The following is a 13,509-nucleotide window of genomic DNA, read 5'->3' on the forward strand; positions in this document are numbered from 1 at the left end:
TGTGTCCGCCTCAGAGCCTGTCGGTCTGTCGTGCACCAGGCCGTAAGGCGGACAGGCTCTTACGGGACGGGCTCCCCGGCCCCCACGAGTTCCCCCTCGGCCGCGCCCCGGCAGCCGCACGGTTGCCGGGACGGCGCGAGGTTGGCCTCGATGCCGTCCAGGGCCCGGCGGGCGGCAGCGAGCTGCGCCCGCAGGGACTCGGTGCCGTCATCGGCGCGCAACGGCCGTCCGGAAGGCACCTCGCTCTCCTCCAGCTCCCGCTCCTTCTCCAACTCCCGTGCCTCCTCAAGGGAGTTGATGACGACACCGATGAGGAGGTTGACGAGCAGGAAGGAGCCGAGCAGGACGAACGAGGCGAAGTAGACGATCGTCCAGCGCGAGATCTCCAGCGCGGCGCGGACCGCGTCCCCGAGGCCGTCGAGGGTGATGAGGAGGGAGAGCGTGAGCGCCGCGCGACCGAGCGAGCCGAAGTGCTCGGGGTTGTCGTCGGAGAAGAAGACCCAGCCGACCATGGCGTACACGTAGAGCAGGAGCGCGCCGACGAGCAGAAAGCTCAGCGTGCCGGGCAGGCTCTTGCCGACCGCCACGATCACGATGCGCAGCTGGGGCAGGAATCGTGCCGCCCGCAGCACCCGGGCCAGCCGCAGCAGTCGGAGCACCGTGGCGTTCTCGCGGGCGAACGGCAGGAAGGCCAGGGCGACGACGAGCACGTCGAACACGTTCCAGGGGTCGCGGAAGAAATCCCTGGGACGGTCGGCGTGGGCCGCGGCCCGCAGCAGGATCTCGGCGGTGAACGCGGCGAGAAAGACATGCTCCGTCGCCTTGAGCGCACCGTGCCACTCCTGCACGACGCCGCTGTACGTCTCGACCCCCAGCAGGGCCGCATTGGCCACGATGACGCAGAACACGGTGCCGGCGAAGGCCGAGGAGTCCACGACACGGCGGCTGTGTACGGCGATTGCACGCCGTAATTCCGCGGCGACCTGTTCGGACATGGTGTGATTCGTTTCCTCGAAGACTTCGTTTCGCCGCAGGCCGGCTCCCGCTCACCAACAGGAGTGGATCCTAGAGGGCGTTGGCCCGGGTCAGCATCCGGACTTGGCCGTGGCCCGCACTCCGAAGTGCACATACCGGGAGCCGTCGGGCAGGGCGTGGAACACCACGGGAATCCCAGCCGTCCGCCTCGCCGCGGCGGCCGGCGAAGACCGTCTTCGCCGGCGCGCGGGGCCGAACTCCGGCATGGCCACCCCGGCGAACTCGGCGGTCGGCTCACGGCAGAGCGCCTCGTGGACCTTGGGCGCGCGGCCCCCGCGACGGTGTAGCCCTTGCGCGAACATTCCGTGCGCCGTGCGCTGTCCGCGCACCGTACGGTCGCCGCACACTGCACGCAATGGCGTACGTCGTACGGCGTACGTCCGGCCACGGTTCGACGGCCCCCGCCGGCGCGCGTGCGGGCGGTCGGCCGCCTGAAGGCTGTCCCGCAGCCCCTGGTGGAGCAGCGCGCGGCGTCGGATGCGGTGCATCGCAAGACGAAGGGACGTCCGCATACTGGATTTATGCGTACGTTTCCGACAAACGCGGCGAAGTGTCGTAGCTGTCGTCGTGCGCCCGCCAGGGACTACGGGACAGCCCTCAGCGTGAAGACGCCGGGCAACCCGCCGAGCACGAAGGAGTCGACGTCATGGCTGTACAACCGGAGGGCACGCCGTGCTGGGCCGACGCGATGTTCCCCGACCTCGACGGCGCGAAGCGCTTCTACAGTGATGTGCTGGGCTGGACGTTCGGCGAGTCCTCGTCCGAGTTCGGCGACTACACGCAGGCGTACGCCGACGGCAAGGCGGTCGCCGCCGTCGTACCTCCGATGCCCGGCCAGGAGGGCCCGTCGGCCTGGTGCCTGTACCTCGCCTCACCGGACGCCGCGGCCACCGCCGCGAAGATCCGCGAGAACGGCGGCGAGACGCTGATGGACCCCATGCAGGTCGGCGAGTTCGGCACGATGCTGCTGGCCCGCGACCCGAGCGGTGTCGTCTTCGGCGTGTGGCAGGCGGGCACGCACGAGGGCTTCGAGGCCCAGAGCGTGCCCGGTGCGTTCTGCTGGGCCGAGGTGTTCACCCGGGAGCCGGAGAAGTCCGATGCCTTCTTCTCCGCCGTCTTCCCGTACAGCATGGTGAAGATCGCGGACGAGCAGATCGACTTCAGGATGTTCAACCTGGGCGACAAGACGGTCATGGGGCGGATGAGGATGGGCGACGAATTCCCGCCCGAGGTGCCACCGCACATGAACGTGTACTTCACCGTCGCGGACTGCGACGCCGCCGTGGCGAGGGCGACCGAGCGCGGCGCGATCCTGCGGTTCGGCCCGATGACCATCCCGTTCGGCCGTTTCGCCGCGCTGACGGACCCGCAGGGCGCGGCGTTCTCCGTCATCGACGTCCACACGACCGAGGGCGAGGTGCCCGAGACCTCACCGGTGTCCTGACCCGACAGGGTCGTCGGGACCATGGTCCGGGTCCCGGCCGCCTCGCCGTGCGGGCCGGTGCGGGGCCCCGGCGTTCGCGTGGTCCCGCCGGTTCCTCACGGTTCTGACGTCCCCAGGCGTTCCAGCAGGGCCGGGAGGTCGGCGAAGGAGTCGATCACATGGTCCGGGGTGCCGTCGGCCGCCCGGTGCGTCTCGGGGAGGTACTTGCCGGTCCTGACGAGCACACCGGTGAGCCCGGCGCGCTGGGCCGCCAGGACGTCGGACTCGATGTCGTCGCCGATCATCAGGGCGTGGGGCGCGGTGGCGCCGAGGTGTGCCAGGGCCGTGGCGAAGAACGACCCGGCGGGTTTGCCGGTGATCTCCGCCTCGACGCGGGCGGCCCGCTCCAGCCCCAGGAGGAAGGCCCCGGTGTCGAGGTCGAGCCCGGCGGCCGTGCGCCAGTACATGTTCCGGTGCATGGCGACGAGCCGGGCACCGCGCCGCACGTGGCGGAAGGCGCGGTTGAGCGCCGCGTAGCTGAAGGCGTCCCCGGCCCCGCCGAGGATCACCACGTCCGGGGCCCCGCCGCCACCGGCGTCCTCCTCGTCCCCGTCCACGAGTGTCACACCCGTCAGATCGTCCCGGACGTCACCGGTGCTGATCAGCAGGCAGCGGGCCCCGGGATGGTGTTCCCGCAGGTGAGCGGCGGTGACGGCGGGGGCGGTGAGGATGTCGTCGGCGGAGACGGGGAAGCCCTCGCCCACCAGCTTCCCGGCGATCGAGGCGCGGGTGCGGGAGGTGGTGTTGGTGACCAGCACCAGCGGGATGCCCGCCTCGCGCAGCCGTTCCATGGCGGCCACGGTGCCGGGCAGGGGCTTCCAGGACACCGTGAGCACACCGTCGATGTCGATCAGGACCGCTCCGATTCCTTCCATACGGTCGACCCTGCCCGAGTTGCGCCGCCACCGCACATGGGGTTGTTTCGAAGTAGGGAGCAGGTGGGGCGTGCACCCCTGCGGCCCCGTCTCCCCCGGTTGGGGGTGAAACCGTCGTGCTGTTCGCCGACCGCGTGGACGCGGGAGCGCAACTGGCCGAGGCGCTGCGGCATCTGGAGCGGGAGAACCCCGTCGTGCTGGGTCTGCCCCGCGGCGGCGTCCCCGTGGCGTTCCAGGTGGCACAGATGCTCGGCGCCCGACTCGATGTGATCGTGGTCCGCAAGCTCGGTGTGCCGCACCACGAGGAGGTGGCGTTCGGCGCCATCGGGGAGGGCGGAGTACGGGTCATCAACGAGGACGTCGTCAGTCATGTCCGGGTCGGGAAGCAGGACCTCGCGGCGATCGAACGGGTCGAGACGGCGGAGCTCGTGCGACGGGCGCAGGCCTACCGCGCGGGCCGGCCGCGGACTCCGCTCGAAGGCCGGACCGTGATCGTCGTGGACGACGGCGTCGCGACCGGTGCGACGGCCGCGGCGGCCTGCCGGGTCGTACGGGCCCAGCATCCGGCGCGCCTGGTGGCGGCCGTACCGGTGGCGCCGCCCGACGCGGTCGCCCGGCTGCGGGAGACCGCGGACGAAGTGGTGTGCCTGTCGACGCCGCACCTGTTCTACGCCGTCGGCGAGTGGTACCGCGACTTCTCGCAGACCTCCGACGAGGAGGTCGTCTCCCTGCTGGCCCAGGCCGAGTACAGCGGACACGCGACGCCGGGCACCGACTGAGCGACCGACGACCGGCCGACACCCGGCATCGCTCCTCCATGCCCGCGCGCGGCTCTCGAACCGCCCCGACGCCGCCCCCGGGGCCGGCGTCGGGGACCGGCGTCGGGGACCGGCGTCGGGGACCGGCGTCGGGGACCGGCGTCGGGCGGGGTCAGGCGCCCCGGCGGACCAACTCCGGAGGCGTCCACGCGGCATGGCGCAGGATCGTACGGACCGTCGCGCCGGACGGCGCCAGCCGGAGCGCGGTGTTGCGCACGGCGACCGCGACCGGATGGCTCAGCTGCTGGCCCATCCGTCCGGCCCGGCGCGCGGCGCGGGCGACCGACTGACTGCGGGGCCGGCGCTCGGCGTCGTAGCGCAGCAGTGCGGCCTCGACGGTGTCCTCGGCCGACAGCGCGGCGGCCAGCGTCACCGCGTCCTCCAGCGCCTGGCAGGCCCCCTGGCCGAGATGGGGTGTCATGGCATGGGCGGCGTCGCCCAGGAGGACGACGCGGCCGGCGGTGTAGGAGGGCAGCGGGGTCACCAGTTCGTTCACGTCGTGGTGCAGGACGGCATCGGGCCTTGTCGCCTCCAGCAGGGCGGGGACGGGGGCGTGCCAGTCGCCGAACCGGCGGCGCACCTCGGCGAGGGGATCCGGGTGGCGCAGACCGGCGGGCGCGTTGAGCACCGCGTGCCACTCGGCCCGGCCGTCGGCGAAGGCGATGTGGCCGAACTCGGCGCCCCGGCCCCAGGTCAGTTCGAAATCGCTCCGCAGATCGATGGGGCGCTCGGTGATGGCGCGCAGGACCGTCGCCCCGCTGTGGACGGGGCCGGGGTGGCCGGGGAAGAGCAGACCGCGCAGCCGGCTGGACACGCCGTCGGCGGCCACGACCAGATCCGCGTCGAGGGCGGCCTCGCCGAAGCGCGCCCGCACCCGATCGGGCCCGGTCCCCTCGACGCCCCTCACCTCGGCTCCGACGACCAGGGACCCGGGCGGCAGGGCCTCGCGCAACAGGCGGTGGAGTGTGGCGCGGGGGATGCCGACGATCGGGGTTCCCAGCTCGCGCTCCAGTGCGGCCCCGTCCATCCCCGCGAGCCGGCGGCCGTCCGGGGTGCGGGTGCCCCCGGTGTACTGGGGCCGCGCGGCCACGCGTACCGCCTCGCCCACGCCGAGCACGTCCAGGGCCCGGATGCCGTTCGCGTGCAGGGAGATGCCCGCGCCGGCGTCGTCGAGGACCCGGGAGCGTTCGACGACCGTCACCTCCCAGCCGATGAGACGCAGTCCGATCGCGGCCGAGAGACCGCCGATTCCGCCGCCGACGACCACCGCGCTCTTGCCCATGTCAGATCCCCTCGTCCGCCGCACCACGGCTTTCTACAGCTGTAGAAGGAGGATATCGCCCGCTCTCTACAGGTGTAGAAAGGGGTGGTGACAACAGATCGACGCACCGTCCTCGCCGACGCGGCCATCGGCGTGCTGGCCGATTCCGGGATGCGGGGCCTGACCCACCGGGCCGTGGACCGGGCGGCGGGCCTGCCGCCCGGGACGACCTCGGCGTACTTCCGCACGCGCCAGGCGCTGCTCACCGCGCTCGTCCGCCGGCTCGTCGCCATCGACCAGGCGGAGCTCCGTACGGCCGGGGAGGACGCACCGGTGCCACGGGACACGGACGACCTGACGGACGGGCTCGCCGCGTTCGTCGAGCGGCGGCTCTCGGGGGAGGGACGGCGGCGGACGATCGCGCGCCATGCCTGCGCCGTCGAGAGCGTGCGCCATCCGGAGCTGCGCGAGATCCTCGTGCCGCGCGAGAACGCGGCCCGGGACCGTGTGCGGGAGTTCCTGGCCGCACACGGTGTCGCCGACGTCGAGGGCCGCACCCTCACCCTGCTGGCATGCGTGGACGGACTGGTCTTCGACCGGTTGGTCGGCGGTGGGGGCGTGCCCCGCGAGGAGATCCGGGGGCTGGTCACGGCGGCCCTGCGGGAGTCCGCCGGGGGATAGCGGGCCGGGAGAACGGGCCACGATCAGCCGACCGGGAGAGCGAGCCACGGAACAGGGGGCCGGGAGAACGGACGGCGGGCCGGGCCCGCACCGCCCGGCCCGGACCGCTCACCGCGCCGCCCCGGCCCACTCAGAGCCTGTCGGGTGGCCTTCGGCCCGCTCAGTCCGCGCAGTACGCGTCCCGCTCCGGCCGCACCCCCGTCGTCAGGAACGTGGTGACCGCGCTGTCGCCACAGGCGTTGCCGTTGCCCAGGTAGACGCCGTGTCCTCCGTGGTCGACGGCGACGAGGCGGGCCCGGTCGCCGAAGGCCTCGCGCATCTTCAGGGCGCCGGAATACGGGGTCGCCGGGTCGCGCAGGCCCTGGATCATCAGGATGTTGGACGGTCCCTCGTCCGTGATCCTGGTCGGCCGGTCCGCGGGGGCGTCCTTCCAGAAGGCGCACGGAGTGATGTTCGCCGTCATTCCGGCGGTGAGCGGGTGCTTCACGCGGTCGACGGCGACGGCGCGCCGGTACGACGGCACGCTGCCCGACCAGCGCACGTCGTTGCAGATCACACCGACCGTGACCGCCGCGTCCTGGTCCGGCATCGGCCCGGCCAGTTCGGCGGGCAGGACGGGCTTCACCGACGCGTCCCGGGCCTCCTGGACGAGCCCGGCCAACCGGGCGAAGGCGCTGTCCCGGTACAGGGCGAGCTGGATCGCCTGTCGCAGCCGGTTGCCGGTCAGCGGGACGCCCGCCGTGGTGGACTCCTTCGGCTCGCGGTCCAGTCGCGCCGCCAGCTCCAGGACCAACGGCCGCACCTCCTCGGCGCGTTCGGCCAGCCGCAGCCCCTCCGCCTCCCGGGCGGGATCCGCGGCCCATCGTGCGAAATCGGGGAAGCGGTCGTCCGCGCCCACCGCCATGTTCGCCAGCCAGCCCTTCTCGACGCGGGACGGGTCGGGGTCGCCGCTGCTGTCCAGCACCAGGCGGTCCGTGTGCCGCCCGTACTTCTGGGCGTACACGGCGCCCACATACGTGCCGTACGAGGACCCCCAGGCCGACAGCTTCTCCTCGCCCAGCGCCTGCCGGAAGCGTTCGATGTCCCGCACCTCGTTGGCCGTGGTCAGGCTCCGCAGCACCGCTCCCCCGTTGCGGGCACACGCTTGCGCGATCCGCCGCGACCGCTCCACGTTCTCGGTGATCGAACCGTCGGCTGCGGGCCAGGACCGCAGGTTCACCATCTCCCGGTCCTCCGGGGCGAGCCCGCAGCTCGCCTTCGTGCTGCCGCCGACGCCACGCGGGTCGAGGCTCACGATGTCGTACTGCCCGGCCGTCTCCCGCCGCAGTTCCTCCCCCTTCTGCGTCACCCGCTGCACCCCGGACGAGCCGGGGCCACCGGGGATCACCAGCAGCGTGCCGCGCCGTGCCGAGGGGCGGTCGCTGCGCAGCCGGGTCACGGCGAGGGTGAGCTGCGGACCGTCCGGGGACCGGTAGTCGAGCGGTACGGGCAGCTCGGCGCACTCCTGCGCGGCGGGGCCGCCGGACTCGGCGCAGGGCCGCCAGTCGAGTGCGGGTAAGGCGCTGCCGGCGTGGGCCGGCGGGGCCGCGGCTCCGGTGAGAGCGGTGGCGGCAACGGTGACGGACAGGGCGATGAACGCTGCGGATCTGCGGTACGTCGTCATGCTGCAAGCCTTGTTGAACCGAGAGCCCTGGCCCATCCGGGAGGCACGACGGCAACCGGTGGGGATATCCCCCGAACTCCCGTCCAGAAATCGGTGGTTGTCCCTGCTGAGAACTCACCGCGAGAACAGCGGGTCGCGCGGCGCTGAGGGCTGTCCCGTAGGGGCCGCTCGCCACGTTCTTCGGCCGTGGACCTCCCGACCGGGCCGGCGAACCGGCGGGCGGGGAGGGCGGGCCCCTCGGGAGCCGTGACGGGACCGACGGCCGCGGCCCGGCCCCGCGACCGGGCGCCGGCGACGACGGTCGGCGTCCCCTGCCACCGCAATGCGAGGCGATGGCAGAGGAACGCCGTTGAGGAGGGGCCGTCACCGGGCGTCGGGCGATTCAACCCGGTTCACGCCGGCAGCGGTCCGTCAGCCGTCGACCCTAGGCACCGCGTCCGCCCGGTGCCGCACACCACGCCAACGGCCCGTCCGGCACCACTCCAACAGCAGGCGCCGGGGCGCGCACGGGCCCGGTCGTCCCCCGCCGGGGCCTTCGTCGCAAGGGCTCCCCCGCAGGCGCTCTCCGTAGAATCCCCGTACGGCGTGACAGGCATGACCCGAGCGAGAGGTTCCTCCAGTGTCAGTCAACAGCACCACCGCGTCGTCGCGGCCCGTCACCGTCGTCACCGGTGGCAGCCGCGGCATCGGTGCCGCGACCTGTGTCCGCCTCGCGTCCGAGGGGCATGACCTCGCCCTGGGTTTCGTGAGCGACGCCGAGGCCGCCGAGCGGACCGCGGCGGCGGTCCGGGCCGCGGGGGCACGCTGCGTCACGGTGCGGGTGGACACCTCCGTGGAGGCCGACGTGGAACGGCTCTTCGACACCGCCGCCGCGCAGCTCGGCCCCGTCACCGGGCTGGTCAACAACGCGGGAGTGACGGGCCCTCTGGGGCGGCTCGTCGACACCCCCACCCGGACGCTGCGTCAGGTCCTCGACGTGAACGTCCTCGGCTGTCTGCTGTGCTGCCGCCGGGCCGCGCAGGACATGGCGGCCACCGGGTCCGGAGCGATCGTCAATGTCTCCTCGGCCGCCGCCACCCTCGGCAGCCCCGGGGACTTCGTCCACTACGCCGCCACGAAGGGGGCGACGGACACCCTGACGATCGGGCTGTCCAAGGAACTGGGGGCCGACGGCATCCGGGTCAACGCGGTCGCCCCGGGAATGATCGACACCGACATGCACGCCACGGCGGGCGACCCGGGCCGCGCGGACGCCGCCGTCCCCGGCATCCCGCTCGGCCGCGTCGGAACCGCCCCGGAGATCGCGGCCGCCATCGCGTGGCTGCTGTCGCCCGAGGCGTCCTATGTGACCGGAGCGGTGCTCCGGGTCGCGGGCGGACGGTGACGGGGGCGGGGCGCTTCGGACTCGCAGGGCCGGCCCTGCGAGTCCGTCCCACCGACCAGGGCACGGCATCCCCGCCCCGCCGTCCGGCGTTGTGCAGTTCATGGAGTCTTCGCCCGGCTGTCGCCCTTACGGGCCGGTTCCTCCCCCGCCCGGCGGCTAGCTTGCAGACGAACCCCCTCGACGTTCGTCCCCGCGGAGACATCCATGTGCAGCCCCCTCCACCAGCCCGACGGACCGCTTCTGCCCGGCGCCAGCCGTCGTACGTTCCTGCGGGCCACCGCACTCACCGGCGCCGCCACCGCGGCCACGGGGCTCGTGTCCGCCACTCCCGCCGCGGCTCTTCCCCAGCAGAACGCCGGTGCCGTCACGGCCGGTTGGCGGCCGGACCCCAAGAGCCCCAGATTCACGCTCGTCGTCATGCCGGACACCCAGTACCTCTTCGACGGGGCGAGCATCGACAAGGCGCCGGTCGAGGCATCGTTGCGTTACGTCCTCGAACACGGGCGCGACGAGAACATCGTCTTCCTGTCCCATCTGGGTGACCTCACCGAGAGCGGTCAGGCGGGCGAATTCGCGGCGATCGGCGAGGCGTTCGGGCTGCTCGACCGACGCCGGGTCGGCTACAGCGTCGTCGCCGGCAACCACGACATCAAGTCGTCCACCGACGACCAGCGCGGTCGCACCCCGTACCTGGACACGTTCGGCCCGCAGCGCATGCGGCGCCTGCCGACGTTCGGCGGCGCGACCCCGGACGGCTACAACACGTACCACCTGTTCCACGCCGCCGGTCGCGAGTGGCTGGTGCTGGCGCTCGACTGGCGGCCGTCGGCGGCCGGTCTCGCCTGGGCGAAGAACGTGATCGCCCAGCACCCGGACACGCCGGTCGTCCTCACCACCCACGAGCTGGTGTACGCGAACGCGGACGGCGACGAGGCCGAATTCTCCGACCACGGAAACCAGCTGTGGGACGAGCTGATAGCCGGGCACGACCAGATCTTCCTCACCCTCAACGGCCACTACTGGCCAGCCGGACGCACCACCCGCAAGAACGCCGCGGGCAACGACGTCCACCTGCACATCGCCAACTATCAGAACCGCTACTACGGCGGCAGCGCGATGATCCGCCTCTACCGCTTCGACCTGGCCAGGAACACCATCGACGTGGAGACGGTCTCCCCGTGGGTCCTCGGCCGGGCGGGCGAGAAGCTCAACGAGCTGGAGCGCGGCGAGATCGAACTGACCGGACCGCAGGACCGCTTCGCCGTCCCCATCGACTTCGAGAAGCGGTTCGCGGGCTTCGCGCCCGTGCCCGTGCGAGGCCCCCGTCCGGCGAAGCAGCTGCTGATACCGGGCACCGTCGCCTACTGGCGCTTCGACTCCCCCTCGCACCAGGACGGTTCCGCCGCCGACGCGAACCTGCGTGTCCCCGATCTCTCCGGGCACCGCAACGACCTGCTCCGCGAAGTCGTCCCCGGCGGTGCGCCCGACGCGCTGCGCTGGTCCACCGGCCACCACCCCGACCAGCCCGGCCATGGCAGCCTCTACTTCGACGGCTCGAAGCCCCCGCTGCGCGGCGCGTATCTGCGCACGGAGAACAACGCACCGCTCAACACCAAGACGTTCAGAGCCGGTTACACCATCGAGGCCTTCCTCCGCCTCCCCGCCGACTGGGACGCCGGACGCAACGCCTGGGGCGCCGTACTCAGCCGCCGCGGCACGCTCGGGGCCGCGGGCAAGACCTCCGGCGACCCGGAGGAGCCCGTCGCCACCCTCTCCGTGTCGGACGGCCCCGGGCTCCAGTGGGCGGCGGCGCCTCTGAACCAGGCGGGGGCTGTCACCAACTGGAGCCATGAGCTGCCGCGGGAACGGTGGTGGCATGTGGCGGTCGTCAATGACGCGAAGCACACGACGATGTACGTGGACGGCTGCGTCGTCGCCCGCAATCCCGCCACCCGCGCCGCCGGTCTCGCCACCGCGGGCCTGCCCTGGCTGCTCGGCGCCTACGAGTACGGGGGCAGGCTCGACCAGCTGATGCACGGCTGGCTCGGCGACATCCGGATCGTCGAACGCGCCCTGCCCGCAAAGGACTTCATGATCGCCTGAGGCGGCACGGCCGCGGGGTCACCCCGCCCGGTTGGTGCGGCGCTGCTTGGCGGCGGCGCGCGCCTCCGGCGTGGGCAGGTCCGAGCGGCGCGACTGCCCGGACCGGACGGGACGACCGCGCCGGCCACGGGACGACGGTGCGCCGCTCCTGGCCCGCTCGGTCACCGGGGCGGTGACGGTGACGGGCACCCCCGAGGGCGTCTGCGCGCCGGTGATCCGGCTCAGCTCGGCCTCGCCGGAGCGGACCTGGGCGATCTTCGGGACGATCCCGGCGTCGGTCATCAGCCGGGTCATCTCACGGCGCTGGCCCGGCAGCACCAGCGTGACGACGCTGCCGGACTCACCGGCGCGGGCGGTGCGCCCGCCGCGGTGCAGGTAGTCCTTGTGGTCGCTCGGCGGGTCGACGTTGACCACCAGGTCGAGGTTGTCGATGTGGATGCCACGCGCCGCGACGTTCGTGGCGACCAGCACCGTGACGTGCCCTGTCTTGAACCGGGTCAAGGTGCGGGTGCGCTGCGGCTGGGACTTGCCGCCGTGCAGCGCGGCGGCCCGCACCCCGCTGTTGAGCAGATGATCGGTGAGCTTGTCCACTGCGTGCTTGGTGTCCAGGAACATGATCACCCGGCCGTCGCGGGCCGCGATCTCGGTCGTGGTGGCGTACTTGTCGGCGCCCTGCACGTAGAGCACATGGTGCTCCATCGTCGTCACGGCACCGGCCGCCGGGTCGACCGAGTGGACCACCGGGTCGTGCAGATAGCGGCGGACCAGCAGGTCGACGTTGCGGTCCAGAGTCGCCGAGAACAGCATTCGCTGGCCCCCCGGCAGCACCAGGTCGAGCAGCTCGGTGACCTGCGGCATGAACCCCATGTCGGCCATCTGGTCGGCCTCGTCGAGGACGGTGACGGCGACCCGGTCGAGGTGGCAGTCGCCGCGCTCGATGAGGTCCTTGAGCCGGCCGGGTGTGGCGACGACGACCTCGGCACCGCCGCGCAGGGCGGAGGCCTGTCGGCCGATCGACATGCCGCCGACGACGGTGGCCATGCGCAGCTTGAGCGAGCGGGCGTACGGGGTGAGCGCGTCGGTGACCTGCTGGGCCAGCTCCCGGGTGGGGACGAGGACCAGGGCCAGCGGGCGGCGGGCGTCGGCCCGGTTGCCCGCGGTACGGGCCAGCAGGGCCAGGCCGAAGGCGAGCGTCTTGCCGGAACCGGTCCGGCCGCGGCCCAGCACGTCGCGCCCCGCGAGCGAGTTCGGCAGGGTGGCCCCCTGGATCGGGAACGGCGTGGTGACGCCCTCGGCGGCGAGCGCGGCCAGCAGGGGCGCGGGCAGGTCTAGCTCCGCGAAGGCCGCGGCGGCCGGCAGCGCCGGGGTGATGGTCTTCGGCAGCGCGAACTCGCCCTGCTCGGCAGCGGGCCTGCGGCCGGAACCACCGGAACGCTGGGCGGTGCCGTAACGGCCGACGCCCTGGCGGGTCGGGGACTGCGAGCGGAATCCGCCGCCGGAGCGGGTGCGGGAGTTTCGGTCGTTCGAGCGGGTTGTGCGGTCGCGGTTCATACGGAACCCTTCCTCGATATGGCGCGTATCGAGGAATTCACTGCGGCGACGAGCGGCACAGGAATCGCAAGAACGGGCCGTTGACATACGTGTGCGAAGCCCGGCTGAGAAAAATGATCCGTACCGGACAACGGGTTCGGGGGCCTCGGGGGGCATCCGCCGCGCAGCGCACGGTGCGGGCCCCGGAAGACAACGAGGTGGGGCCCGCACCCCGAGGTGCGGGCCCCAGCTGAGCAAGTGCGTCACAGCGCGTCGGCGCCGGAGCAGCAGGATCAGGCGGGGGTGATGTTCTCCGCCTGAGGACCCTTCTGGCCCTGCGTGACGTCGAATTTCACCCTCTGGCCTTCCTGCAGCTCGCGGAAACCGCTGGAGGCGATGTTCGAGTAGTGGGCGAAGACGTCGGCGCCGCCGCCGTCCTGCTCGATGAAGCCGAAGCCCTTTTCCGCGTTGAACCACTTCACGGTGCCAGTAGCCATTTTTATCTCCTTCTGGGGCAGTGTCCGGGATTCACACTGCGTGAATTCCACGTCGCCGCGATGATTACCCCATCCAGGACAAAGTGCCGGAAATGCAAAAGCGCTCTCGCCGTCACATTGGGTCGACGAGAGCACTTGGAATCTTTGGGAACCACAACTGCAACCACATCCAGGGTAGC

10 protein-coding genes and 1 pseudogene are annotated in these 13,509 nt (G+C 72.4%); 5 read left to right on the plus strand and 6 right to left on the minus strand.

From position 1 onward, the window contains the following. Window positions 1-59: 59 nt before the first annotated feature. Window positions 60-995, minus strand: a complete 936-nt coding sequence (locus tag ACIOHC_RS05570) for an ion transporter (RefSeq protein WP_351071742.1) — start codon at window positions 993-995, stop codon at window positions 60-62. Between the two features lie 686 nt (window positions 996-1,681). Here ACIOHC_RS05570 and ACIOHC_RS05575 point away from each other — a divergent pair. After that, window positions 1,682-2,479: a VOC family protein gene (locus ACIOHC_RS05575; protein WP_351071744.1), complete on the plus strand. Its 798-nt coding sequence runs from the start codon at window positions 1,682-1,684 to the stop codon at window positions 2,477-2,479. Between the two features lie 95 nt (window positions 2,480-2,574). Here ACIOHC_RS05575 and ACIOHC_RS05580 read toward each other — a convergent pair whose 3' ends face one another. Next, window positions 2,575-3,393, minus strand: coding sequence for an HAD-IIA family hydrolase (locus ACIOHC_RS05580; RefSeq protein WP_351071746.1), 819 nt, complete (start codon window positions 3,391-3,393; stop codon window positions 2,575-2,577). A 116-nt stretch (window positions 3,394-3,509) separates the two neighbouring features. On the opposite strand from ACIOHC_RS05580, the pseudogene ACIOHC_RS05585 reads away from it, so the two are divergent. After that, a pseudogene (locus tag ACIOHC_RS05585) lies at window positions 3,510-4,136 on the plus strand (phosphoribosyltransferase); the annotation flags it as partial. Between the two features lie 187 nt (window positions 4,137-4,323). Here ACIOHC_RS05585 and ACIOHC_RS05590 read toward each other — a convergent pair. Next, window positions 4,324-5,493: an FAD-dependent monooxygenase gene (locus ACIOHC_RS05590; RefSeq protein ID WP_401841570.1), complete on the minus strand. Its 1,170-nt coding sequence runs from the start codon at window positions 5,491-5,493 to the stop codon at window positions 4,324-4,326. Between the two features lie 87 nt (window positions 5,494-5,580). On the opposite strand from ACIOHC_RS05590, the gene ACIOHC_RS05595 reads away from it, so the two are divergent. Continuing rightward, a complete protein-coding gene (locus tag ACIOHC_RS05595; RefSeq protein WP_351071751.1) occupies window positions 5,581-6,153 on the plus strand; it encodes a TetR family transcriptional regulator C-terminal domain-containing protein in 573 nt (190 codons plus the stop codon). A gap of 160 nt (window positions 6,154-6,313) precedes the next feature. Here the strand turns inward: ACIOHC_RS05595 and ACIOHC_RS05600 are convergent, their stop codons facing one another. Beyond that, entirely contained in the window at window positions 6,314-7,816 is a 1,503-nt protein-coding gene (locus ACIOHC_RS05600; protein WP_401841574.1) for an alpha/beta hydrolase, read from the minus strand. Between the two features lie 619 nt (window positions 7,817-8,435). Between ACIOHC_RS05600 and ACIOHC_RS05605 the strand changes: the two genes are divergently transcribed. Next, entirely contained in the window at window positions 8,436-9,200 is a 765-nt protein-coding gene (locus tag ACIOHC_RS05605) for an SDR family oxidoreductase (protein ID WP_365689503.1), read from the plus strand. A gap of 204 nt (window positions 9,201-9,404) precedes the next feature. After that, entirely contained in the window at window positions 9,405-11,303 is a 1,899-nt protein-coding gene (locus ACIOHC_RS05610) for a LamG-like jellyroll fold domain-containing protein (protein WP_351071757.1), read from the plus strand. An 18-nt stretch (window positions 11,304-11,321) separates the two neighbouring features. On the opposite strand, the gene ACIOHC_RS05615 is transcribed toward ACIOHC_RS05610, so the two are convergent. Together ACIOHC_RS05615 and ACIOHC_RS05620 are read right to left on the minus strand one after the other, a co-directional pair. Beyond that, window positions 11,322-12,854 carry a DEAD/DEAH box helicase gene (locus ACIOHC_RS05615; RefSeq protein WP_351071759.1) on the minus strand — a complete coding sequence of 511 codons (1,533 nt, stop codon included), beginning with the start codon at window positions 12,852-12,854 and terminating at the stop codon, window positions 11,322-11,324. A gap of 272 nt (window positions 12,855-13,126) precedes the next feature. After that, entirely contained in the window at window positions 13,127-13,330 is a 204-nt protein-coding gene (locus ACIOHC_RS05620) for a cold-shock protein (RefSeq protein WP_351071762.1), read from the minus strand. Window positions 13,331-13,509: the final 179 nt, after the last annotated feature.

Origin of the sequence: Streptomyces sp. NPDC088252 (genome assembly GCF_044740965.1) — a bacterium.
GTDB lineage: Bacteria > Actinomycetota > Actinomycetes > Streptomycetales > Streptomycetaceae > Streptomyces.